The 23,817-nt window shown below is 64.5% G+C and carries 22 protein-coding genes; 14 read left to right on the top strand and 8 right to left on the bottom strand.

Going from position 1 to position 23,817, the window contains the following annotated elements:
* The 3 genes from JJT62_RS10025 to JJT62_RS10015 are packed head-to-tail and all read left to right on the top strand — an operon-like array spanning position 1 to position 4,695.
* Positions 1–1,518 (top strand): nickel-dependent hydrogenase large subunit, encoded by a 1,518-nt coding sequence (locus JJT62_RS10025; protein ID WP_202072597.1) that lies wholly within the window; start codon positions 1–3, stop codon positions 1,516–1,518.
* Positions 1,515–1,994: a hydrogenase maturation protease gene (locus JJT62_RS10020; RefSeq protein WP_202072596.1), complete on the top strand. Its 480-nt coding sequence runs from the start codon at positions 1,515–1,517 to the stop codon at positions 1,992–1,994. The genes JJT62_RS10025 and JJT62_RS10020 overlap by 4 nt, the downstream gene beginning before the upstream one ends.
* The gene (locus tag JJT62_RS10015; RefSeq protein ID WP_202072595.1) at positions 1,987–4,695 is read left to right on the top strand and encodes an EAL domain-containing protein; all 2,709 of its coding nucleotides are present in this window, start codon (positions 1,987–1,989) and stop codon (positions 4,693–4,695) included. Before JJT62_RS10020 ends, JJT62_RS10015 begins: the two co-directional genes overlap by 8 nt.
* A 249-nt stretch (positions 4,696–4,944) precedes the next feature.
* On the opposite strand, the gene JJT62_RS10010 is transcribed toward JJT62_RS10015, so the two are convergent.
* Entirely contained in the window at positions 4,945–6,240 is a 1,296-nt protein-coding gene (locus JJT62_RS10010; protein ID WP_202072584.1) for an adenylosuccinate synthase, read from the bottom strand.
* A 187-nt stretch (positions 6,241–6,427) separates the two neighbouring features.
* Between JJT62_RS10010 and JJT62_RS10005 the strand changes: the two genes are divergently transcribed.
* Entirely contained in the window at positions 6,428–6,877 is a 450-nt protein-coding gene (locus JJT62_RS10005) for a DUF2892 domain-containing protein (RefSeq protein ID WP_202072583.1), read from the top strand.
* A gap of 133 nt (positions 6,878–7,010) precedes the next feature.
* On the top strand, positions 7,011–7,229 hold the full coding sequence (locus JJT62_RS10000) for an AbrB/MazE/SpoVT family DNA-binding domain-containing protein (protein ID WP_202072582.1): 219 nt from the start codon (positions 7,011–7,013) through the stop codon (positions 7,227–7,229).
* Positions 7,230–7,265: 36 nt separating this feature from the next.
* Here the strand turns inward: JJT62_RS10000 and rlmH are convergent, their stop codons facing one another.
* From rlmH to JJT62_RS09985, 3 genes are all read right to left on the bottom strand, one after another.
* Complete coding sequence (gene rlmH / locus JJT62_RS09995) at positions 7,266–7,745, bottom strand: 23S rRNA (pseudouridine(1915)-N(3))-methyltransferase RlmH (RefSeq protein WP_202072581.1); 480 nt, start codon at positions 7,743–7,745, stop codon at positions 7,266–7,268.
* Positions 7,746–7,914: 169 nt separating this feature from the next.
* Positions 7,915–8,340 (bottom strand): ribosome silencing factor, encoded by a 426-nt coding sequence (gene rsfS / locus JJT62_RS09990; protein WP_202072579.1) that lies wholly within the window; start codon positions 8,338–8,340, stop codon positions 7,915–7,917.
* Positions 8,341–8,823: 483 nt separating this feature from the next.
* Positions 8,824–9,795 (bottom strand): quinone oxidoreductase, encoded by a 972-nt coding sequence (locus JJT62_RS09985; RefSeq protein WP_202072575.1) that lies wholly within the window; start codon positions 9,793–9,795, stop codon positions 8,824–8,826.
* Between the two features lie 181 nt (positions 9,796–9,976).
* On the opposite strand from JJT62_RS09985, the gene JJT62_RS09980 reads away from it, so the two are divergent.
* Positions 9,977–11,230, top strand: coding sequence for an FAD-dependent monooxygenase (locus tag JJT62_RS09980; protein ID WP_202072574.1), 1,254 nt, complete (start codon positions 9,977–9,979; stop codon positions 11,228–11,230).
* Positions 11,231–11,562: 332 nt separating this feature from the next.
* On the opposite strand, the gene JJT62_RS09975 is transcribed toward JJT62_RS09980, so the two are convergent.
* Positions 11,563–11,979, bottom strand: coding sequence for a secondary thiamine-phosphate synthase enzyme YjbQ (locus tag JJT62_RS09975; protein WP_202072573.1), 417 nt, complete (start codon positions 11,977–11,979; stop codon positions 11,563–11,565).
* 88 nt (positions 11,980–12,067) lie between these two features.
* On the opposite strand from JJT62_RS09975, the gene JJT62_RS09970 reads away from it, so the two are divergent.
* Together JJT62_RS09970 and JJT62_RS09965 are read left to right on the top strand one after the other, a co-directional pair.
* Positions 12,068–15,100 carry a DNA methyltransferase gene (locus JJT62_RS09970; RefSeq protein WP_202072572.1) on the top strand — a complete coding sequence of 1,011 codons (3,033 nt, stop codon included), beginning with the start codon at positions 12,068–12,070 and terminating at the stop codon, positions 15,098–15,100.
* A gap of 292 nt (positions 15,101–15,392) precedes the next feature.
* A complete protein-coding gene (locus JJT62_RS09965) occupies positions 15,393–16,097 on the top strand; it encodes a Crp/Fnr family transcriptional regulator (RefSeq protein ID WP_202072571.1) in 705 nt (234 codons plus the stop codon).
* Positions 16,098–16,115: 18 nt separating this feature from the next.
* Here the strand turns inward: JJT62_RS09965 and ppdK are convergent, their stop codons facing one another.
* A complete protein-coding gene (gene ppdK, locus JJT62_RS09960) occupies positions 16,116–18,794 on the bottom strand; it encodes a pyruvate, phosphate dikinase (RefSeq protein ID WP_202072570.1) in 2,679 nt (892 codons plus the stop codon).
* A gap of 438 nt (positions 18,795–19,232) precedes the next feature.
* On the opposite strand from ppdK, the gene JJT62_RS09955 reads away from it, so the two are divergent.
* Positions 19,233–19,355, top strand: a complete 123-nt coding sequence (locus JJT62_RS09955) for a DUF1192 family protein (RefSeq protein ID WP_202072569.1) — start codon at positions 19,233–19,235, stop codon at positions 19,353–19,355.
* Between the two features lie 69 nt (positions 19,356–19,424).
* Here the strand turns inward: JJT62_RS09955 and nusB are convergent, their stop codons facing one another.
* Together nusB and ribH are read right to left on the bottom strand one after the other, a co-directional pair.
* The gene (gene nusB, locus JJT62_RS09950; protein WP_202072568.1) at positions 19,425–19,877 is read right to left on the bottom strand and encodes a transcription antitermination factor NusB; all 453 of its coding nucleotides are present in this window, start codon (positions 19,875–19,877) and stop codon (positions 19,425–19,427) included.
* Positions 19,874–20,356 (bottom strand): 6,7-dimethyl-8-ribityllumazine synthase, encoded by a 483-nt coding sequence (gene ribH, locus JJT62_RS09945; RefSeq protein WP_202072567.1) that lies wholly within the window; start codon positions 20,354–20,356, stop codon positions 19,874–19,876. The genes nusB and ribH overlap by 4 nt, the downstream gene beginning before the upstream one ends.
* 253 nt (positions 20,357–20,609) lie before the next feature.
* On the opposite strand from ribH, the gene rpmG reads away from it, so the two are divergent.
* The 5 genes from rpmG to JJT62_RS09920 all read left to right on the top strand — a co-directional run bounded on the left by rpmG (position 20,610) and on the right by JJT62_RS09920 (position 23,814).
* Complete coding sequence (gene rpmG / locus JJT62_RS09940; protein ID WP_016918986.1) at positions 20,610–20,777, top strand: 50S ribosomal protein L33; 168 nt, start codon at positions 20,610–20,612, stop codon at positions 20,775–20,777.
* Between the two features lie 552 nt (positions 20,778–21,329).
* Complete coding sequence (locus JJT62_RS09935; RefSeq protein ID WP_202072566.1) at positions 21,330–21,734, top strand: hypothetical protein; 405 nt, start codon at positions 21,330–21,332, stop codon at positions 21,732–21,734.
* 26 nt (positions 21,735–21,760) lie between these two features.
* Complete coding sequence (locus tag JJT62_RS09930; protein ID WP_370568519.1) at positions 21,761–22,489, top strand: 3-deoxy-manno-octulosonate cytidylyltransferase; 729 nt, start codon at positions 21,761–21,763, stop codon at positions 22,487–22,489.
* Positions 22,490–22,500: 11 nt separating this feature from the next.
* Positions 22,501–23,364 (top strand): prephenate dehydratase, encoded by an 864-nt coding sequence (locus JJT62_RS09925; RefSeq protein WP_202072840.1) that lies wholly within the window; start codon positions 22,501–22,503, stop codon positions 23,362–23,364.
* A gap of 15 nt (positions 23,365–23,379) precedes the next feature.
* Positions 23,380–23,814 (top strand): HIT family protein, encoded by a 435-nt coding sequence (locus JJT62_RS09920; protein WP_202072565.1) that lies wholly within the window; start codon positions 23,380–23,382, stop codon positions 23,812–23,814.
* The last annotated feature ends 3 nt before the right edge of the window (positions 23,815–23,817 follow it).

The following is a 23,817-nucleotide window of genomic DNA, read 5'->3' as shown; positions in this document are numbered from 1 at the left end:
ATGGCGCGCGTCGAGCTCAATGTCAGCCTCAACCGCGTCGAGGGCGATCTCGAGCTCGCCGTGACGCTGGACGACGGCGTGGTGGCGGAAGCCCGCACCATCGGCACGATGTATCGCGGTTTCGAGCAGATTCTCATCGGCCGGGCGCCGCGCGACGCCCTTGTGATCACGCCGCGCGTCTGCGGCATTTGCGGAACCGCGCATCTTTATTCGTCGGCGCTCGCTTTGGAACGCGCCTGGGGCGCGGTCCCGCCGCCCAACGCCACGCGCATCCGCAATCTCTGCCTGATGGCGGAAGGCATTCAGAACGATCTGCGCCAGACCTTCCTGTTCTTCACGCCGGATTTCTGCAATCCGCGCTACGCCGCCGAACCCTGGTTCGACGAGATCATGGCCGCCTTCGAGCCGTTTCGCGGAACGATCTATCTCGAAACCCTCGCGGTGACGCGGAAGGTCGTGCAGATCGTGGCGCATTTTGGCGGACAGTGGCCGCACTCCTCCTATATGGCCCCCGGCGGCGTGACGCTTCCTGCCGATCTGCGCCGGATTTCCGCCTGCCGCGCCGTGCTGGACGACGCGCAACGCTGGTATGAGCAGCGCATCGTCGGCGCGCCGCTCGAGCGTTGGCTGGCGCTCGACAAAGCGGAAGACTATTTCGCCTGGCTCGACGCGCCCGCCCATGCGGCGAGCGCGCTTGGCATGCTCAGCCGTTGCGTGCGCGCTCTGGGGCTTCATCGCTCCGCGGCGGGCGCCAAACATATGCTGAGCTACGGCGCGTGGCGCGATCCTTCGACGACCGACGCCGATGCGACTCTGCTGGCGTCGGGCTTTTACGACGGCGAAACGGGGACGATCGCGCCGCTCGATCAGACGCAGATCAATGAGCATGTGCGCCATTCCTGGTTCCGCCACTATGAGGGCGGCCGCCACCCGTGGAACGGCGAAACCATCCCCAATTACGAGCCGGGCGGCGATCGCTACACATGGTCCAAGGCGCCGCGCTATGGCGAAAAGGTCGTCCAGACCGGCCCGCTCGCGGAATTGCTGATCGGCGGCGATCCTTTGATCGCCTCGCTCAACGCATTGGAGGGCGGCGGCGCCTGGCTGCGGCAATTCGCGCGGGCGCGGCGCATCGCCCATGAATTCCTGCATGCACGGCGCATGCTCGATCAACTCGCCGCCGATCTCGCGGGAGAGCATTTCATCCCGCCCGCCAATGAATCCGATGGCGACGGCTACGGCCTGATCATGGCGGCGCGCGGCGCGCTCGGTCACTGGATCAAGATCAAAGACGGCGTCATCGAAAAATATCAGATCGTCACGCCCACCGCCTGGAACGCCTCGCCGCGCGACAGCGCCGGCCAGCCCGGCCATTGGGAGCAGAGCCTGGTCGGCGTCGAGGTGCGCGACCCGGACGATCCGGTCGAGATCGGCCACATCATCCGCTCCCACGATCCCTGCCTTGTTTGCACGGTCCATATGCTGGACACCGGGAGGAAGGTTCATTTCAACGCATGAACCAGAGTCCTTCCATCATCCGGCGCCATATCGTCTGCTTCGGCAATCCGCTGCATGGCGACGACGGCTTCGGCCCGGCGGTCTATGAACGGCTGGCGGCGCGCGAGCGCCCGGCCGATCTACGCCTGACGGAAGCTGGCGCGCCCGGCCCGGCGGCGCTGGCGCTCTTCGAGGACTGCGACGAAGTCGTCATCGTCGACGCCCTGGCGCCCGCAGGAAAGCCCGGCCGCGTGCATCGGCCCTCCCTCGCCATGATCATGGAAGAAACGACGCCCGCAGCCCACGGGCTCGGCCTCGGCTATGTCCTGCGCGCGCTCGCCGCATTTCCCGAAACCTCCCCGGCCATTAAGATCATCGGGGCGGAAGTCGAGACTATTACGCCATTTCACATTGGGCTTTCAGAGCCGGTCGCGCGCGCCGTGGACGAGGTCGCCATGCTGCTCGGCGCCTATTTCGAGAATGACCGCCATGAGTGAAGACGCGCTCACACAAGAAGTGGAACGCCTGCGCGCCGAGGTCGAGTCGCTCCGCCTCGCCAACGCCGCCATTCAGGAGCAGATGAGCCTCGACGCCGCGCAGACGGACGAGATGCTGCGCACGATGGAGCTGCAGGCGGAGGCCCTGCAGGAGGCCAATCAGCGGCAGGCCAATCTGGCGAACTTCACCCAGCGCGTGATGGACACGTCCAGCGCCCTCTTGATCGTTCTCGGACCCGAGGGACGGATCGGCCAGGTCAATCGTCGCTTCTCCGTCGATCTATGCGCGCCGGAGGGAGAGATCGCGGAGCGTGTCCTCGACGAATGGCTGCCGCCGGAGGAAAGGCGCCGGCTCGAGCAATCGCTCCCCCGCCTGCCCTGGCCGGCGCATTCGCCATTGTTCGAGCGCGTGCGCGGCGCAGGCTCCTATGCGGCCGAACATCGGCTCCTCGCGAAAGACGGCCAGTATCGCTTCTACTGGCTGGAAGCGACCCTCCAGCACGACCCCAAGGGCAAGGAGGAAGGGGCTGTCGTCTGCGCCACCGACATCACCGCAATCAAGAAGCAACATGACGCGCTGCTCGACAGCGAGCGGGAGCTAAGGGAAGCGCAGCGCATCGCCCAAATCGGCCGCTGGGAAGTCGATCTGACCACGAATGAGGTGATCTATCGTTCCGAGGAAATGGCCCATATCTGCAAGACGAGCGCGCTGCCACGACGATACGACGATTGTCTCGCAATCATCCATCCGGAGGACCGCCAGGCGGTGGACGAAGCCTTCCAGGCGTCGATCCGCGACCGTCGCCTTTTCAACGCAAGCTGCCGCCTCCGTCTCGCGGGCGGCAGGATCAAATGGGCGCAGCTCCGGGGCGTGACGCTCTGCGACGAAAACGGAAGACCAGTACGGGCGAACGGAACCCTGCAGGACGTCACCGCCCAGCGGCAGACCGACGAGCAGTTGAACCTGGCGGCCAGCGTTTTCGAAACCAGCCTGAACGGCGTGGTGATCACCGACGCAGAGGCGCGGATCATCAAGGTCAATCCCGCGTTCAGCCGTATTCTCGGTTACGCCCCCGACGACGTCATCGGCAAGAGAACGAATATCTTCAGATCGAAACGGCACAACGCCGCCTTCTTCAAGCAGCTTTGGGCCAAGCTGAAGAGCGAGGGCGAATGGCACGGCGAAATCTGGGATCGCCGCAAGGACGGCGACAGCATCCCGCTTTGGCAGAATATTTCGGCGGTGCGCGACGGCGACGGCAGCGTGAAGAACTACATCAGCGTCTTCTACGATCTGACCGAGCAGAAGCGTTCGGCGGCGCATATCCACCATTTGGCCTATTACGACTCCCTCACCGATCTTCCCAACCGCCAGCTCTTCAACGAACGCTGCGAGCAGGCCATGAAATTGGCCCATCGGACCGGGAGAAAAATGTGTCTGCTCTTTCTCGACCTCGATCGGTTCAAATATATCAATGACAGCCTGGGCCACCCCATCGGCGACGAGCTTCTGCGCGCCGTCGCGCGGCGGTTGATGCAGAACCTGCGACAGGGCGCCATGATCGCCCGTTTGGGCGGCGACGAATTCGTCGTGCTGCTGCAAAACACCCAAGGTCCGGAGGACGGCCAGGAGGTCGCCCACAAGATCATCGCAGTTTTATCCAGCCCCTTCATCGTGCAAGGCCATCGACTGGAGGTCGGCGCGTCGATCGGCCTGAGCTGCTATCCTGGCGACGGCGAAGACTCGGCGACGCTGATCAAGAACGCCGATCTCGCGATGTATCAAGCCAAGGAGGAAGGGCGCGGCAAATATCTGTTCTACAGATCGCATCTGACCGATCAGGCGCAGGAGCGGCAGTTCCTGGAAGGCGAGCTGCGCAAGGCGCTGGAACAGGGCGAGCTGTTCCTGAACTATCAGCCGCAAGTCGATCTGGCCGACGGAAGACTCGTCGGCTCCGAGGCGCTCTTGCGCTGGCGCCACCCCGAGCGCGGGATCATTCCGCCCGATAAATTCATTCCCATCGCCGAAGAGACGAGCCTGATAACGCAGCTCGGCGAATGGGCGCTGCGCGCCGCCTGCCGCCAGGCAATGGAATGGATGCGCAAGGGATTGGGGCTGCATCGCATCGCCGTGAATATTTCCGGCGTGCAGATCGAGCGCTCGGATCTCGTCGGCCTCGTGGCGGATGTCCTGGCCGAGACGGGATTGCCGTCCAAATTTCTCGAGCTCGAGATCACCGAGACCTATGTCATGCGGCAAGCCCAGAAGAACGTGAAAGTTCTCGACGGGCTTCGCTCTTGCGGCGTATCGCTGGCGATCGACGATTTCGGAACGGGGCAATCCTCCCTGGCCTATCTGAAACGCCTGCCCGTCAATAAGCTGAAGATCGACCGCTCCTTCGTCTCCGATCTTCCCAGCGGCGAGAATGAAGCGGCGATTACCCGCGCGATCGTCGCGCTGGGCCACAGCCTGCATCTGAAAGTCCTGGCGGAGGGAATCGAAACTGCGGCTCAAGCCGAGTTTTTGAAGGGTTTAGGCTGCGAGGAAGCGCAGGGCTTTCTGTTCAGCCGCCCGCTCGACGCCGCGGGCATGGAAGCGCTGCTCACGCAACATGGCGCCCCTGCCCCGCTGACCCAGCTCCTGCCGCGCACCGGCCCGGCCGGTGAAAAGCCCGGCGGGCGCCACCGTCGCCGGGCCTAACGCGCCTCCCGCTCGCACATGTCATGCCCGACGCTCGCGAAGCGAGCGATCGGGAATCCAGGGCGCAAGAGCGCGGTTTTGCCCAGAGCCCGTCCTTGCGAGCGAAGCGAAGCAATCCAGGGCGGCGATGCGGCTCTGGATTGCTTCGTCGCTGCGCTCCTCGCAATGACGGCAGTGATTTCTTGCCTGTCCAAACGGCGCGAGCGTCGGCCGGATACTCGCCAATGCGAGCCGTTCAAGCCGAAGTCGTCAATCCTGGAAAGGATTATGCACGAGGATGGTGTCGTCGCGCTCGGGGCTCGTCGAGAGCAGCGCCACGGGCGCGCCGATCAGCTCCTCGATGCGGCGGACATATTTGATCGCCTGCGCCGGAAGCTCCGCCCAGCTACGCGCGCCGCTCGTCGTCTCCTTCCAGCCGGGGAAGCTTTCATAGACGGGCGTCACCCGCGCCTGTGCCGACTGCGAGGCCGGCAGGCGGTCGATGCGCTTGCCGTCGAGCATGTAATGCGTGCAGATCTTGATCTCGTCGAAGCCGTCGAGAATATCCAGCTTGGTGAGCGCGATGCCGTTGATGCCGGAGGTCTTCACCGCCTGGCGCGTCAGCACCGCGTCGAACCAGCCGCAGCGCCGCCGCCGGCCCGTATTGGTGCCGAATTCATGGCCGCGGTCGCCGATCAGCTCGCCAATGCTGTCGGTCAGCTCGGTCGGGAACGGCCCGCCGCCGACGCGCGTCGTGTAAGCCTTGGCGATGCCGAGCACATAGCCGATCGCCCCCGGTCCCAGGCCCGAGCCGCTCGCCGCCGAAGCCGCGACGGTGTTGGACGAGGTGACGTAAGGATAGGTGCCGTGGTCGACGTCGAGCAGCACGCCCTGCGCGCCCTCGAAGAGGATGCGTTTGCCGGCGCGGCGCTGCTCGTCGAGCAGGTCCCACACCGCGTCCATGAAGGGCAGGATTTTCGGCGCGACCGAGAGCAGCTCCTCGCGCAGCGTCTGCGGCGCGACTTCCGGTAGGCCGAGGCCCCGGCGCAGCGGATTGTGATGGGCGAGAACACGCTCGATCTTGTCGTCGAGCGTATCCGGCTCGGCGAGGTCCATCAGGCGGATGGCGCGGCGGCCGACCTTGTCCTCATAGGCGGGGCCGATGCCGCGCTTGGTCGTGCCGATCTTGGCGCCGCCGCCCGAAGCCTCCTCGCGGTGAGCGTCGAGCTCGCGATGCAGCGACAGGATGAGCGGCGCGTTCTCGGCGACCTTGAAATTCTCCGGCGCGATCTCGACGCCCTGCGCCCGCAGCCGCTCGATCTCGCCAACCAGAAAGTGGGGGTCGACCACGACGCCATTGCCGATGACGGAGAGCTTGCCCGGCCGGACGATGCCGGAGGGCAGCAGCGCGAGCTTATAGGTCGTGCTGTCGATGACGAGCGTATGGCCGGCGTTGTGGCCGCCCTGGAAGCGCACGACGACATCCGCCTCCAGCGACAGCCAGTCGACGATCTTGCCCTTGCCCTCGTCGCCCCATTGGGCGCCGACCACCGCCACATTCGCCATGATCTTGTCTTCACGCTTCTTAAAACGGCAAAAGCCCCACGCGGTAACGCGAAGGGCTCGTTACGGGTGAGGTTTAGCGCAGGACGGCGGGGCGGTAAAGACCGTAATCCCCGCGCCGCCGACGGTCCGCCCGAGGGAACTTCGCGGCGGCTCGCCGGTTGGCGCTTGGTCAGGAGAGGTCCCCGCCATGGCCACAGCCGCAGCCGTCGATCGCGTCCAGAACCACACGAGCGAAGCCGTCAACCGCATGATCCACGAAGCGATGACGGAGCGGCTCGTCTATTTCGCGCTGCATCCCGGCAAGATCGACGAGCGCATCGACGAACTCGATCGCGAATGGGACGTCGAGCGCGCGCTCGAAGCCAATGCGTCGACGCTGGCCCTCGCGGGTCTCGCGGCGGGGATCGTCGCCGACCGCCGCTGGCTCGCCCTGCCGGTCTTCGTCGCCGGGTTCTTGTTCCAGCACGCCGTCCAGGGCTGGTGCCCGCCGCTGCCGCTGCTGCGCCGGCTTGGCTTCCGCACCCAGCATGAGATCGACCAGGAACGCTATGCGCTGAAAGCTTTGCGCGGCGATTTCCAGAAAGTCGAGCAGGCCATGGGCCGGCTGCAGAAGACGATGCATGAGCAGCGGGTGTAGGGGGCTACATCCGTCATTGCGAGCGAAGCGAAGCAATCCAGGGCAGCAATGTGGCTCTGGATTGCTTCGTCGCTTTGCTCCTCGCAATGACGGCCACCCGGTATTACAAAACATTCTTATTGTTGAGAGGGCGATGACGAAGCTGAAACTCATCCCAATCGGAACGTCTACCGGCGTCGTCCTGCCTAAGGAGATGCTTACGCGGATGAACGCCGGAAAGGGCGATACACTTTACGCCATCGAGGCTGCGGACGGCGGCTATCTACTGACGCCCTACGACCCAAAGAAGATCGAGAAGGCGGACGAGATTATGCGGCGCTATCGCAACACACTGCGCGCGTTGGCTAATTAAGCGCCTCTCGCTTGCATGACGAACGGCAAGCCCGCCTCACGCCCGATGGTATGGATGGCCCGATAAAATCGTCATCGCCCGGTAAATCTGCTCAGCCGCCAGTATGCGAACAATCTGATGCGGCAGCGTCATCGCGCCAAAGGAAAACACCGCCGTCGCCCGCGCCCGTACGCGAGCATCGAGCCCCTCCGAGCCGCCGATCGCGAACCACATGGCCTTGCGCCCCGCGTCGCGCTCGCGCCCGATGAAGGCGGCGAAAGCCGCGCTATCCGCCGCCTTGCCGCGCTCGTCGAAGACGATGAGCGCCGAATCCTCCGGCAGCAGCGCGCGCATCTCCTCGCCCTCGCGCGCCATGCGCTCGGCCGGGCTCTTGGCTTTGCTTTCGTCGATTTCCTTGAGATCGAGGCCGTCGAGACCAATGCGCCGCAGCGCAGCGATGCGCTCGGCGTAGCGCGCGTAGATCTCGCGCTCGGGGCCGGCCTTCAACCGGCCCACGCATATGATGCCCAATCGCACGCGGCTATCTTTCTCGCATCATCTTGGCCCCAAAACCGCTGCGCACTTTTGGGGATGATGCGCTCGTTCGCATCATCTTGCCCCAAAACCGCTGCGCACTTTTGGGGATGATGCGCTCTTTCGCATCATCTTTGCCCCAAAACCGCTGCGCACTTTTGGGGATGATGCGTCAGACCAGCCGCATCTCCACCGGGCGATCGCCGCCCCACATTTTCTCGAGGTTGTAGAACTGGCGCACCTCAGGACGGAAAATGTGGACGATGATGTCGCCGGCGTCGATCAGCACCCAGTCGCACTGGGGCAGGCCCTCGACGCGCGCCGAAACGCCCGCCGCCTTGAAGGCCTTGATCGCCTTGTCGGCAATGGCGCCGACATGCACGGTCGAGCGGCCCGTCGCGATGATCATTTCATCGGCGAGAGCGGTCTTTCCGCGCAGATCGATGGAGATGATGTCCTCGGCCTTTGTCTCGTCCAGGGCGTTGAGGACATTTTGCACGATCGAGCCGCCAAGCGGCGCTCGCGCGCCGATCTTCGGCTGGGAGACGGTGACGCCCGCTCCCGGATGAACACTTGTCGACAGCGTTGCAACCCTCATGCTTCACGGCCAATTTCCGGCCGCGCCTAGAGGATGGGACTCTTTGTCCCGGATTGCAACATGAAAGCGGCCCGGCTGCCGGGCGGGAGCCGAAAAAAACCCGGCGTCGACGGCCGGGTCTTTGAGGCGGTTCGGGCTAATCGAGAGGTGGGAGGAACCTCAAAGCCGGAACATATTCAAGATAGCCCATTTTGGGGAAAATGCTCGCGCCTTTTTCGTCGCAGGCTCGAGCTGGGGCGCGGAAAACCCCGGTTTTCCACTGGATTTTTCGACGCCCAACAACCCGATGCCCACTAGAAATGAGCATGATTTCAAAATGTTGTGAGCAATTTACAACCGACTCCGTTTCGCGCGTGGCCAATCGGCAACACAAGCATGAATTGTAATTCGGAAGTCATCCAATCGGGCTAGGGACCCCCGAATCACTCGATTGGACCGGCAGCTCCGGATTTCCCGCTGCGCGCCATTCAAACAGGAATGGCGTCAGGGAATCAGCACCATCGATCCCGCCGTCTGGCGCGATTCGAGCGCCGCATGGACCTGCGCCGCCTCCGCCAGCGGAAAGCTTTGTGGCGGCTCGATCGTCAGATGTCCCCGCTTGATGGCGTGGAACATGTCCTCGGCCATATCCTCATAGTCGCGGCGCTTGGCGATATGGTCGAACAGCGAGGGCCGGGTCGCAAAGAGCGAGCCTTTCTGCGTCAACAGCCCGATGTCGAAGCTCTCGATCGGTCCGGAAGCCGAGCCGAAGCTCACGAACAAGCCGAAGGGTGCGAGACAGTCGAGCGAAGCCGGGAAGGTCGCGCGTCCGACGCCGTCATAGACGACGTCGCATAATTTGCCCTTGGTGATCTCCTTCACGCGCTCCTCGAATTTCTCGGTGCGGTAAAGAATGGCGTCCCGCGCGCCGGCTTTGAGAGCGATCTCCGCCTTGTCGGGCGAGCCCACGGTGGCGATGACCTTGGCCCCGAGCGCATCCGCCCATTGGCACAAAAGCTGGCCGACGCCGCCCGCCCCGGCATGCACCAGCACGCGATGGCCCTTCTTCACCCGGAAGGTGCGGCGCAGGAGATATTGCGCGGTGAGGCCCTTGAGCATCACCACGGCGCCCTGCTCATAGCTCACCGACTTCGGCAGATGGATCACCGAATCGGCGGCGATGTTGCGCGCCTCGCTGTAGCCGCCGAGCGCGCCCACATAGGCGACGCGGTCGCCTTCCTCGAAATCCGTCACGCCCTCGCCGACCGCGACAATCTGCCCCGCCCCTTCATGGCCGGGAATGAAAGGATATTGCGCCGGATACGCTCCCGTGCGGCGATAGATGTCGATAAAGTTCACCCCGATGGCGCGATGGCGAATCTGCACCTCGCCCGGCCCCGGGGCCGGCAGGGCCACCTCTTCGAGCTGCAGCGCCTCGGGGCCGCCCGGGTGGTGCACGCGAATCGCCTTGACCATCGAAACCTCCACTCGCCAATGCAAACGGCGGGAAAAACCGGGGAGACCGTCCCGCCTGTCGCCCCATTTACCGCCCAAACTCGCAAAGCTCAAAGCCGCAACCTTAGGCGCGCGCAACCGCCCTCGCCCTTGCGCGCCTCCCCCTATATAGAGAGCGCGAAGATCAAGGAGATCATGAGCGATGACCCAGCCTTCCGCGCCGACCGGCGAGACGACGAAGACCGATATTCTCGTGGCCGGCGCCGGCTCGACCGGGCTCGCGGCGGCGCTGGCCTTTGCGCGCTCGGGGCTCAAGACGGCGCTGGTCGGCCGCATTCCGCCGCCCCTGCCCGGCCGCACCATCGCGCTCTTCGAGGCCTCCGTCCGCTTCCTCGACGCGCTCGGCGCCTTGGAGCGGGTGAAGACGCTCGCCTGCCCGATCGAGGGCATCCGCATGATCGACGACACGGATCAGCTCTTCCCCGTGCCGGAGCTGACGCTGCGCGCCAGCGAGATCGACCTGCCGGCGCTGGGCGTCAATATCTCCAACGATGAGCTGGTCGGCGTGCTGCTCGACCTCGTGCGCGCGTCTCCGGAGATCCAGTTCATCGACGCCGATATCGCCGATTATGAGGTCAATGGCGCTTCCGCCGCCGCTTTGCTCGCCGACGGACGGCGGCTGGAGGCGGATTTCATCGTCGCCGCCGATGGCCGCAACAGCCGCGCGCGCGCCGTCGCCGGCATCGACGTGAAGGAATGGACCTATCCGCAGGTCGCGCTCACCATGATGCTGCGGCACGAGTTCCCGCACGACAATATCTCGACGGAGTGGCACACCCGCTCGGGCCCTTTCACGCTGGTGCCGCTGCCCGCGCGCGAGGACGCCCCCCATCGCTCGAGCCTCGTCTGGCTGATGAGCGTCGACGACGCGCGCCGCCGCCTCGCCAAGCCGCGCGAAGAGCTGGAATATGAGATCGAGGACTACGCCAAGTCCGAGTTCGGCGCGATGAAGATCGAAAGCGACATCGGCCAGTTCCGCATGGGCGGGATGCAGGTGTCGGAGCACGCCAAGGGGCGCCTGGCGCTCGTCGGCGAGACCTGCCACATCTTCCCGCCGATCGGCGCGCAAGGGTTGAATCTCAGCCTGCGCGACGTCGCCGATCTCGAAGATTGCCTCGCCAGCGTCGATCTGCGCAACGAGCGCGAACTCTCTCGCGCGCTTATCCGCTACGACCGGCACCGCCGCGCCGACATCGGCTTCCGCACCAATGGCGTCGACGTGCTGAACCGCTCGCTCATCATCCCCTATCTGCCGGTCGATCTCTTCCGCGGCGCGAGCTTCATCGCCGTGGCGGCGCTCGGACCGTTGCGCCGCGCGGTGATCCGCGAGGGCGTGCTGCCCCATCTCGTGCTGCCCCGGATGATGCGCCACCCCGTGCGCGCGCACGCGGGTTAGCCCCCGACCTGGAGCAATGTCATTCCCGACGCTCGCAACGCGAGCGATCGGGAATCCAGAGCCAGAGCGCTGATTTTGCCCAGAGCCCGTCATTGCGAGCGAAGCGAAGCAATCCAGGGCGGCGATGCGGCTCTGGATTGCTTCGTCGGCTCCGCCTCCTCGCAATGACGGCGGTGATCCCCTCTGTGTCCAAACGGCGCGAGCGTCGGGGATGGCGCCGAACCAATCGAGCGGAGACTTGTCATTCCCGGCGGGAATCCAGGGCCAACGTAATAACATTGTTCCTATTCTGGATTCCCTATCGCGCGAAGCGCCGGGACTGACAGCCGCCCTTATTCCCCGATCACATGCAAGGCGATCTCGCGCCGGTGCGGCCGCCGCCGGTGCTCGAAGAGGAAGGCGCCCTGCCACGTGCCGAGGGCCAGCGCGCCGCCGATAATCGGGATCGACAACTGCGTCTGCGTCAACGCCGCGCGAATATGCGCCGGCATGTCGTCGGGGCCCTCCGTGTCATGCGCGTAATCCGCGCCCTCGGGCGCGAGCCGCGCGAAGACGTTCTCGAGATCTCGCAAAACGCTCGGATCGGCGTTTTCCTGAATGAGAAGCGACGCCGATGTGTGCCGGCAGAAGACCGTCAGCAGCCCCTCGCCCATGCGCGCGCTGCGCACGAAATCCGCGAGCCCCGGCGTGACGTCATAAAAGCCGCGCCCGCCTGTCTCGATTTTGAGTATTCTTGTCGCCTGTCGCATGACGAGAGATGTGCGTAAGCGCGCGGGAAAGTCCAGCGGGCCTCGCCGGGGAGCGGCGCCTGCGCTGGAATCGTGCTAGTCACCGGCCATGACGCCGCATGAATTCATTCGCAAATGGAAGGACCACGCGCTGACCGAGCGCGCGGCCGCGCAGGAGCATTTCATCGACCTGTGCCATCTTTTCGGTCACCCGACGCCAGCCGAGGCCGATCCGACCGGCAAGGAATTCACCTTCGAAAAGGGCGCGGCCATCGTCGGCGGCGGCGACGGCTGGGCGGATGTCTGGAAGAAGGGCTACTTCGCCTGGGAATATAAGAAGCGCAAACGCAATCTCGACGACGCCATGGCGCAGCTCACGCGCTACGCCGCCTCGCTCGAAAGCCCGCCGCTGCTCGTCGCCTGCGACACCATCCGCTTCCAGATCAAGACAACCTGGACCAATCTCGAAACCAAAAAATACGAGTTCGAACTCGAAGAACTTGCTGACCCGGAAAAATTCAAGCTGCTGCGGGCGGTCTTTCACGACCCCGACGCGCTGAAGCCCGTCCGCACGCGCGCCAAGCTCACGAGCGACGCCGCCGACAAGTTCCAGGCCGTCTCCGACGCGCTGCAGAGCCGCCACCCGGATCGAGAGGCGGTCGCGCATTTCGTCAACCAGCTCGTCTTCTGCTTCTTCGCCGACAGCGTGAAGCTTCTCCCCGAGGGCCTGCTGAAAAAGCTGCTGCTCACTTGCGAGCGGCGACCGGCCAAATCGAAGGATTACTTCGACAAGCTCTTCGAGCAGATGGAGAAGGGCGGCGAGCTGGACCTGACCGAGATCGCCTGGTTCAACGGCGGGCTCTTCGACGGCAGCCGCGCCTTGCCGCTGGCGCATGTCGACATCCAAAACCTCATCGACGCCACGAGCCTCGATTGGAGCCTCATCGACCCGACCATTTTCGGCACGCTGTTCGAGCGCTTTCTCGATCCTGACAAGCGCGCGCAGATCGGCGCCCATTACACCGATCCCGAAAAGATCATGCTCATCGTGGAGCCGGTCGTGCTGCGGCCCTTGCGTCGCGAATGGGCCGATGTGCGGGGCGAGATCGAGAGGGTGATGGCGCCCGCGCGCGAGGCGGGTCTCGCGGGCCGCGAGGGCGCGCGCAATCAGGGAAAGAAGATCGCCGCCGCGCGCGCGAAAGCCGAGAAGCTTCGCGACGATTTCATCGAGCGGCTGACGAAGCTGCGCATACTCGACCCCGCCTGCGGCTCGGGCAACTTTCTCTATCTCGCGCTGCAGGGCGTGAAAGATCTCGAATATGCGGCGATCAACGATTGCGAGACGCTGGGCCTCGACCGCCCCACGACGCGCGTGGGGCCGGAAATTCTGCACGGGATCGAAATCAACCCTTTTGCGGCCGAGCTGGCGCGCACCACCATCTGGATCGGCGACATTCAGTGGGCGATCAAGAACGCCATCTTCACCCGCCCGCAGCCGTTCCTGAAAAAGCTCGATTCGATCGAGCAACGAGACGCGGTGCTGACGGCGGACGGGAAAGAGGCGGCGTGGCCGGAGGCAGATTTTATCGTTGGGAACCCGCCGTTTTTGGGCGGGAAGCTGCTGCGCAGGGGATTGGGCGACGGCTACGTCGATCGGCTTTTCGCCGCCTATGACGGCCGTATGCCCGCCGAGGCCGATCTTGTCTGTTACTGGTTCGCCAAGGCGTGGGCCATGGTGTGTTCTGGCCGCGCGAAAAGCGCCGGCCTCGTCGCGACGAATTCCATTCGCGGCGGCGCCAATCGCCGCGTGCTGGAGCCGATCGCCGAGGCGGGCGCGATCTTCGAGGCGTGGAGCGACGAGCCGTGGACGGTCGAGGGCGCGGCGGTGCGGGTGAGCATCGTGTGTTTTGCGCGCCCTCATACGGAGGAGAACGCGCAGCGCCCATCTCGAAGCACGAGGGCGGGTGGCGCAGCCTCGCAACCAAGCCCTCATGCTGAGGAGCGCCTGAAGGGCGCGTCTCGAAGCACGAGGGCGGATCACGCAACCTCGTCCTTCGAGACGCCTGCTTCGCAGGCTCCTCAGGAGGAGGTTGCTTGCCGGCTCGATGGCGTTGTCGCGGTAAGGATCAACGCTGATCTTACGGCAGGACTCAAACTGATTGAAGCCAAGAGTCAGATTGAAAACCAAGCCGTATGTTTTGAAGGCTACAAGAAGTATGGCCCCTTCGATATTCCTGGGAATATCGCACGGGCTTGGTTGATGGAACCGCTCAACGCAAATGGACGCCCCAACAGCGACGTGCTGAAGCCGTGGTTGAACGCCTTGGATGTCATGCGAACGAACTCGGATACGTGGGTCGTCGATTTTTCGGGCCTATCCGAGCAAGAAGCTGCTTTCTATCAAGAGCCCTTTAAGCACGCAAAAGGATACGTGCACCCGGTTCGGATAAACGACCGGGCGAAGAGAACAAGGGAGCGTTGGTGGCTTTTTGAACGGGACAGGCCTACCTTCCGAAACAAACTCTGTAACCTCAGAAGATTCATCGCAACGCCTGTCGTCGCGAAGCACCGCGCCTTCGTCTGGCTCGACAGCCGGTGCTTGATTGCGAATCTTCTGGACGCCATCGCTCGCGATGACGACACCACCTTCGGCATCCTCCATTCACGCTTCCACGAGGCATGGTCGCTGCGCCTTTGCACATGGCTCGGCGTCGGCAACGACCCCCGCTACACCCCCACCACCACCTTCGAAACCTTCCCCTTCCCCGAAGGCCTCACGCCCAACATCCCCGCGGCCGATTACGCCCACGATCCCCGCGCCCAGCGCATCGCCGAGGCCGCGCGGGCGCTGGATGAGGCGCGGCGCAACTGGCTCAATCCGCCGGACCTCGTCGAGATCGTCCCCGAGGTCGTTCCGGGCTATCCCGACCGTATCCTGCCGAAAGACGCGCAAGCCGCCGTGAAGCTCAAAGAGCGCACGCTGACCAATCTCTACAACCAGCGCCCGCAATGGCTCGTCAACGCGCATGACAAGCTCGACCGCGCCGTGGCCGCCGCCTATGGCTGGCCCGAGGATATTTCAACTGAAGACGCGCTGGCCAAGCTGCTGGAGCTGAATTTGAAGAGAGCGGCGGAGGGCTGATCGAGTCTTGCCGCCTACCGCGTGATACTTTTTCCGCTCGAACAGCTCGGAATGGGGCGTGTCACGGCTGAAAGCCCGACCCGGAATCGAGAGCCGCAAATACACTGATTCGGCACTGGATTCCCGATCGCTCGCTTTGCGAGCGTCGGGAATGACACCGCACAGATCAAACGGATCTCGCCTGACGGGAGATGTGCGTCAGCGCGCAGGAAAGTCCGCAGCCGACGGCGTTATGGGCGCTTGTCTGCGGCCCGCGCAACGGCTAAGCGCGGGCGGAACGCAAGGAGCGAGAATGTCCGACCTGATCGACGCCGTCACGACCTGGGCGACCTCCGACACCGGCAAGGCCGCCGGCGGAATCGCCTTAGCCGCCCTGGCCTGGGCGGAAGCCGCGACCGTCGTCGGCAGCGCCTATATGAAGCGCATGATTCCGTTGCGGATCACCGCCATGGTCTGCAATTGCCTCGGCCTGACTTACGGGCTGCTGACCGGAACCTTCCCGACCATCGCCAAGCATGCGATCAATCTGCCGCTCAACTTCTCACGCCTGCGGGAGATGCGCCGTCTGATCGACAGCGTGCGCGAAGCCAACGCCAACGATCTCAACATCGAATGGCTGAAGCCCTTCATGCACCCGGAGAGCCTGCCGGCGACGGACTTCATCTTCAAGAAGGGCGACGTGGGCGGAGAAGCCTATGTCGTGGTCGAAGGCCAGGTCGAGATCATCGAGCGCGGCGTGACGGTCGGACCCGGCGCGCTCTTCGGCGAGATGGCGCTTTTCACCAAGACCGGCAAGCGCACGGCGAGCGCAAGATGCGTGACGGACGTCCGCCTGCTGGCGATCACCTATGAGCAGTTCGAGCAGCTCTATTTCCAGAACCCGGAATTCGGGCTTTACCTCGTGCGGCTGATCGTGCGCCGGTTCGAGGAAAACCACGTCGAAGACGATATAGCGGGAGCCCCTCTCCAACCCGCCGCCGCCCCCGAGCAGGCCTGACGAACGGCCGGGCCGGCGCTACGCCGTCCCTTCCGCCGTCTTGCCCAGAGCCGCTTGCGCCGCGGCAAGCCGCGCGATCGGCACGCGGAAGGGCGAGCACGACACGTAATCGATCCCGATCTTCTCGAAGAAGGCGACCGACGCCGGATCGCCGCCATGCTCGCCGCAGACCCCGAGCGCAATGTCGGGGCGCGCGGCGCGCGCCCGCTGGCAGCCGAGCGCGACAAGCTCGCCGACGCCTTCCTGGTCGATCGACACGAAGGGGTCATGCGGCAGCACGCCCTTCTCGATATAGGCGCCGAGGAACGAGCCTGAGTCGTCGCGCGAAATGCCGAGCGTCGTCTGTGTGAGGTCGTTGGTGCCGAAGGAGAAGAAATCGGCCGATGGCGCGATCTCCCCGGCCCGCAGCGCGGCGCGCGGCAGCTCGATCATTGTGCCGATGTGATAGCGCGGGCGAAGGCCGGTCTCGTCCTCGACGAGCTTCGCCATGGCGTCGACGCGGGCGTTGACGAGATCGAGCTCGGCCCGCGAAAACACGAGCGGCGCCATGATCTCGATCTGCGCGGGCGCGCCGGTCGAGAGGCTCGCCTCGATCGCCGCCTCGAAAATGGCGCGCGCCTGCATATCGACGATCTCCGGGAACACCACCGCGAGACGCACGCCGCGAAAACCCAGCATCGGATTGAATTCGGAAAGCTGCAGCGCGCGGCGGCGCAGCTTAACGGGGTCTGCGCCCATGGCGCGCGCCACCTGCGCAAGTTCGCTGTCGGTGTGCGGCAAAAACTCGTGCAAGGGCGGATCGAGCAGGCGGATCGTCACCGGCAGCCCGGCCATGATCTCGAAGAGATGCTTGAAGTCCTCCCGCTGGATCGGCAGCAGCTTGGCGAGCGCCGCGCGCCGCCCCTCCGCGTCATCGGCCAGGATCATCTCGCGCACCGCGACGATGCGCTCGCCCTCGAAGAACATATGCTCGGTGCGCGCCAGGCCAATGCCCTCGGCGCCGAAGCGGCGCGCGGCGCGCGCGTCCGACGGCGTCTCGGCGTTGGCGCGCACCTTGAGGCGGCGCACCTGATCGGCCCAGCCCATCAGCACGGCGAATTCACCGGTAAGCTCCGGCCGCTGCATCTTCACCTCGCCGGCGATGACATGGCCGGCGGAGCCGTCGATCGTCAGCTTGTCGCCCTTCACGAAACGCTTGCCGGCAATCGTGAAGCATTGCTCCTCATAGTCGATGCGCAAGGCGCCAACGCCCGTCACGCAGGGCTTGCCCATGCCGCGCGCCACGACCGCCGCATGTGAGGTCATGCCGCCGCGCGCCGTCAGAATGCCCTCGGCGGCGTGCATCCCATGGATGTCTTCCGGGCTCGTCTCGGTGCGCACCAGAATGACCTTGCGCCCCGAGGCCGCGAAGGCCGCAGCTTCTTCCGGGTTGAAGACGATCTCGCCGAAAGCCGCGCCGGGCGAGGCCGGCAGGCCGGTCGCCAGAATGTCGCGCCGCGCGGCGGGGTCGATCGTCGGATGCAATAATTGATCGAGCGATGTCGGCTCGACACGCAGCAGCGCTTCTTCCCGCGTGATGAGGCCCTCTTTCGCCATATCCACCGCGAGCTTCAAGGCGGCGCGCGCCGTGCGCTTGCCGGCGCGCGTTTGCAGCATCCACAATTTGCCGCGCTCGATGGTGAACTCCATGTCCTGCATGTCGCGGTAATGGCGTTCGAGACGACCGGCGACCTCAACGAACTCCGCGAAGACCTTGGGCATGGTCGCTTCGAGCGAAATCTTCTCGCCCGGCGAGGCGCGGCTGGCGACTTCGGTCAGCGGCTGCGGCGTGCGCAGGCCGGCGACGACGTCCTCGCCCTGGGCGTTCAAGAGATATTCGCCGTAAAGCTCCTTCACCCCGGTCGAGGGATTGCGGGTGAAGGCGACGCCGGTCGCGGAATTGGCGTCGAGATTGCCGAAGACCATGGCCTGCACATTGACGGCCGTGCCCCAGTTTTCCGGGATATTGTGCAAATGCCGATAGACGATGGCGCGGTGGTTCATCCAGGAGGAGAAGACCGCCTTGATCGCGCCCCAGAGCTGCGCGCGCGGGTCCTGCGGGAAGGCGACGCCGGCATTGGCCTCGATAATGGCCTTGAACTGCTTCACCGCCGCGCGCCAATCGTCGGCCGTCAACTGCGTGTCGAGCGTGAGCCCCTTCGATTCTTTCAGCTCCTCCAGCGCGTCCTCGAAAATATGATGCTCGACGCCGAGCACGACGGAGGAATACATCTCGACGAAGCGCCGGTAGCAGTCCCAGGCAAAGCGCGCATCGCCCGAGTAAGTGGCGAGCGCCTCGACGGTCTCGTCGTTGAGGCCGAGATTGAGCACCGTATCCATCATGCCGGGCATGGAGGCGCGCGCGCCGGAGCGCACGGAGACGAGCAGCGGCCAATTCGGGTCGTCGAAAGCGTGGCCGGCGACGCGCCCGATCTCCGCCAGCGCGGCCTCGACCTGCGCCTCGAGATCGGCCGGGAAGCTGCGGCCTTTGGCGTAAAAATGGGCGCAGACCTCAGTGGTGATGGTGAAGCCCGGCGGCACCGGCAGCCCAAGGGCCGCCATTTCGGCGAGATTGGCGCCCTTGCCGCCCAGAAGGTCTCGCATGGCCGCCGAGCCCTCGGACGCGCCGCCGCCGAAACTGTAAACCCACTTCGTCATCGCTCTCGTCTTTCCGCCAATGACGGTCGAATGCCGGTCTTTGCCGCGGCCGGACGAACCCCGTTCGGCTTCGCGGGCGCACAATAGCAGATAGGCCTAAACAATTGTCGCGACGAGGGCTGATTTTTCGGCCCGAGCCCCAACCAGCCCGCTGGGGCGCCCCTCCTGCATTTTTATTTATCGCGATTGCTTATCGCGCGCATGACCCCCGCGAACGGAAAGCGCGCGAGCGCGGGGGAATGAGCCGACCGAACGCGGCGCATGCGCATTACTCCAGGAAATACATCCGCTTGGGCTATAATAGGCGCCCCGGCGCGCGTCACATTTCCATGCGCGCGCATCAGAGCTATTTTGTCGATTGACCCTCGAGAGGAAAGCTCATGACGGAAGACGACGCGCCCCGCCCCCGCCTATGACGTCGGCCAGCCCCTCGAACTTTTGTCGATTGCGGAAATCGAGTCGCGAATTCTGATGCTGCAAGAAGAGATCGCCCGCCTCGAGGCGGCTGCGCAGGCCAAACGCGCGGCGACGTCCGCGGCCGAGGCGTTTTTCCGAAAATGACCGCCGGCGCGCCCTCTCCTTCGTGGGGAGATGGCCCGCGCCTAGCGGCCTTAGACGGCAGAAGGGGGGCTACCCCATCTCCCCAGCCCGCTCTTCCCGCGCGACCTTGTCGAGCACGGCGTTGACCATGCCCGACTCTGTCGGCCCGAAAAAGGCGCCGGCGACGTCGACATATTCCTTGATCACGGCGCGGGCCGGCACATCCTTCCGGGACCGCAGCTCATAGGCGCCGGCGCGCAAGGCGGCGCGCATCACGGCCTCGATGCGCGCCAGCGGCCAGCCGCCGGAAAGCACGCGGTCGATCTGCCGGTCGATCGCCACCTGATCGGTCAGCACGCCCTGCAGCACGTCGCGGAAGAACGTCAGCTCGGCGGGCTTATATTGCACGCCCTCGATTTCGCGGCCGATCCAATGAGCCTCGAATTCCGCGTAAATCTCGTTGAGGCCCTTGCCCGCGACCTCCATCTGATAAAGCGCCTGCACGATGGCGAGACGCGCGGCGGAGCGTTGATCGAGGCTCATGCAAGGCTCCGCTTCAGGCGGATGAGGGACAGCGCCGCCAGCGCCGCATCGGCGCCCTTGTCGCCCTGTTTCGGATCGGCGCGCACAATCGCCTGTTCGTCGTTTTCCACTGTCAGAATTCCATTCCCGAAGGGGAGACGCCGCGCGACCGAAAGGTCAGTCAAGGCGCGCGAGCTTTCATTCGCCACGATCTCGAAGTGATAGGTCTCGCCGCGAATGACGCAGCCGAGCGCGACAAGACCGTCATAGGGCGCGCCGGCCCGCTCGGCCGCATCGAGCGCGATCGCGGCCGCCGTTGCAATCTCCAACGCGCCGGGCACGTCGATCACTGTCGCGTCGGCGCCGAGCCGCTCGATCGCCGCCAATGCGCCCTCGCGCAGCAAGCCGACGATGTCGGCGTTGAACCTCGCCGCGACGACGAGAATCCGCGCGCCCGGGACGGGCGCCGCGGCGATGTCGCCGGGTGCAAAACCTGCCATTGCCTGTAACTCCTTGGGCGGCGATGGATACACTTTTCGCTCACGCTCCACCATAGGGGCGTGTTGAAACAGGAGAGATTTTGGCGGTGGCGGCGGCGACGGAAGAACCCGTCTCTAACGCGCGCGCCTTTCGGCCCCCGCCTATATAGCTTGACATCCCACGCGCCGCACGTATGTTGCGCGCCAATTCGTCGCCCGCCGCTCGCTGCGGCGGGGACGATTTTCTATTCTCACTCGAATCGGAACGAGCGCTATGGCCAAGTCCGCCATGATCAAGATCAAGCTCCTGTCCACGGCGGATACGGGCTATTTCTACGTCACCAAGAAGAATGCGCGCACCAAGACCGAAAAGCTCGCTTTCAAGAAATACGACCCCGTCGTGCGCAAGCACGTCGAGTTCAAGGAAACCAAGATCAAGTAAAGCGTCGGCGGCCACGCCGCCGCTCTTTAACGTCGCGAAATGGCCTCGCCGACAGCGGGGCCAATTTTTTTGGCCATAGGCACGAATCGACAACGCCCAACGATCGCCTTCCGGATGCGAAGAGGCGAATCGGCTGAGACGAGTTGTCGAAAGAAGAAGCGCCTGATGCGACCGCCTTCATCCAACAGAATGAAGGCGGCCGACTGACAATGGCTTCAAGGAGGCCACTCCAACCATCGTCAGCCGGCCAACCCCACGGACCCAGGAGATGCGGCGGACCTGAGCACTCCGCAGGGTATTCGAGTTCTGCCGTTACGCATCGAACGCTTAACTTACGGCGTGGGCTTTATTGCTAGCCCTTGCGCCGCCGCCCGGCCACGTAATCCAGTTGGCGGGCATCAAGTTACCCCGGCTGCACAAAATTGCAACCGCCTGATATGGTTTTTCACAATGGGGCAATTTGAAAAATGAAAGACCGCGACGAACCGGCGCTTTTCCGCTAAAGAGACCAAAAAACGCGCGCCCCAGACGCGCCCGCTTCGGAGGAAATAGATGACTGCTCATGGTTTGCGCCTGTCCATCGGGCTCGTGGCCGCTTTGGCGCTCGCTGGTTGCGGCGATCACCAGCCCGGCGACGCCACCGGCGCGAAAGTGTTGCGCAACATTCTCGAGAAGAATGGCGTCGGCGCCAAGATCGTCTCCTTCAAGAAGGTCAACGCGCGTGAGGTCAATCACGACAAGGTCGACGCCTTCGAGCTGATGTACGAGGCGGAAATCCAGTTCCCCGAAGGCTTCGAGGCCAAGTGCCGCGAAGAGCACGAGCGCGGAAAATGCGCCTTCCTCGGCCTCGATGAGGATCGCACCTTTGCAAAAGCCGAAGTGCATACGAGCGAAGGCACGCTGCATTTCGTGAAAACCGACAAAGGCTGGATGGCCGAAGACAACAACGTCTACTGAGTCTCTTGGAACCGCGTGCGCTTGTCGTGATCCCCGCGCGGCTGGGCTCGACCCGGCTGCCGGGAAAGGCGCTCGCCGACATCGGCGGGCGGCCGATGGTGGTTCACGTCTTGGCGCGCGCCATCGAAGCGGCGCTGGGCCCCGTCGTCGTTGCGACGGATTCGCAGGAAATCGCGACAGTCGTTCGGGCCGCCGGCGGCGAGACTCTCCTTACGACGGGCGCGCATCTGTGCGGCAGCGACCGCGCCGCCGAGGCGCTGCGCGCAATCGACCCGGAGGGCCGATACGACTCTGTCGTCAACCTCCAGGGCGACAACCCCTTCCTCCCGGAGGACGCGCTTGCGGGGGCTTTGGCCCTGCTCGATGACCCGGTCGTCGACATCGGAACGGTCGCCGCGCCCGCCGCGCCGCAAGAGGCCGACGATCCGAATGCGGTCAAGCTCGTGGGAACGCATGTCACGCCGCGCCGCCTGCGCGCGCTCTATTTCACCCGCGCCCGCGCGCCCTGGGGCGAAGGGCCGCATTACAAGCATATTGGCGTTTACGCTTTCCGCCGCGCCGCGCTGGAGCGCTTCGCGTCGCTTGCGCCGTCTCCGCTCGAGCTGAGCGAGCGCCTCGAGCAATTGCGGGCGCTCGAGGCGGGAATGCGGATCGACGCGACTGTGCTGGACAAAACGAGCCCATCGGTAGATACCGGGCGCGACCTCGAAGCCGTGCGCCGAGTTTCCTCGTCCCGAGGGATGAGCGAATCGTGAAAGTTCCGCAAGTGAACCAGTTCATCGCTTATCAGGGAGAGCCCGGCGCGAACTCCGACATCGTCTGCCGCGAAGCCTATCCCGACCTCACCCCCCTCCCCTGCGCGAGCTTCGAAGACGCCTTCGCGGCCGTGACCGAAGGCCGCGCCGCGCTCGGGATGATTCCGATCGAAAATTCGATCGCCGGCCGCGTCGCGGACATTCATCATTTCCTGCCGCATTCGGGCCTGCATATCGTCGGCGAGCATTTTCTGCCGATCCATTTTCATCTGATGGCGCCCAAAGGCGCGACGCGCGAGGGATTGCGCGCCGTCTACAGCCATGTCCATGCGCTCGGTCAATGCCGCCGCGTGATTCGTGATCTTGGGCTCGTCGCCCATACGGCGGGCGACACCGCCGGCGCCGCGCGCGAGGTGGCGGAATGGAACGATCCCACGAAAGCGGCGCTGGCGCCGCGGCTTGCGGCCGACATCTACGGTCTCGACGTGCTCGGCGAGAATGTCGAGGACGAGGCGCATAACACGACGCGCTTCGTCGTGCTGTCGAAGACGAGCCAATGGGCGCCCGTCAATGGCGGCGCGACGATGACGACTTTCATCTTTCGCGTGCGCAACGTGCCCGCCGCCCTCTACAAAGCGCTCGGCGGCTTCGCGACGAATGGCGTCAATATGACCAAGCTGGAGAGCTATATGGTCGGCGGCGAATTCGCGGCGACGCAGTTTCTCGCCGATGTCGACGGCCATCCCGAGCAGCCGGCCCTCGCCCGCGCGCTGGAGGAGCTGCGCTTCTTCTCGAAGGAAGTGGAGATACTCGGCGTTTATCCGGCGGCGGCGTTCCGCGTCACCAATATCCGCGCCTTCGAATATGGGGACTGACCAGGGGGAAGAGACATGGCCGCCGCATATGATCCGAACAATATCTTCGGCAAGATTCTGCGCGGCGAGATCCCCGCGCACAAGATCTATGAAGACGACGTCGCTCTTGCCTTCATGGACATCATGCCGCGCACCGAGGGCCATACGCTGGTGATCCCCAAAGAGGGCGCGCGCACGCTCGTCGATGTGTCGCCGGCGACGCTCGCGGAACTGATCAAGCGCGTGCAACATGTCGCCAAGGGGCTGCAGGCCGCCTTCCAATGCGACGGCCTGACCCTGCATCAATTCAACGAGAGCGCTGGCGGACAGGTGATCTACCACCTGCACTTCCATCTGCTGCCGCGCTGGGATGGCGTCTCCCTTCGCCCGCCGGGAACGATGGGCGACAACGACAAGCTTGCGGAGCAGGCTGAGAAGATCAAAGCGGCTCTGACGCCGTTCGTGGGATGAGGG

The sequence above is a fragment of the Methylocystis sp. Sn-Cys genome, from assembly GCF_016745395.1.
Taxonomy (GTDB): Bacteria; Pseudomonadota; Alphaproteobacteria; order Rhizobiales; family Beijerinckiaceae; genus Methylocystis; species Methylocystis iwaonis.
The sequence above is the reverse complement of the archived record's forward strand: the minus strand, read 5'-3'. Positions and strand labels throughout refer to the sequence as shown.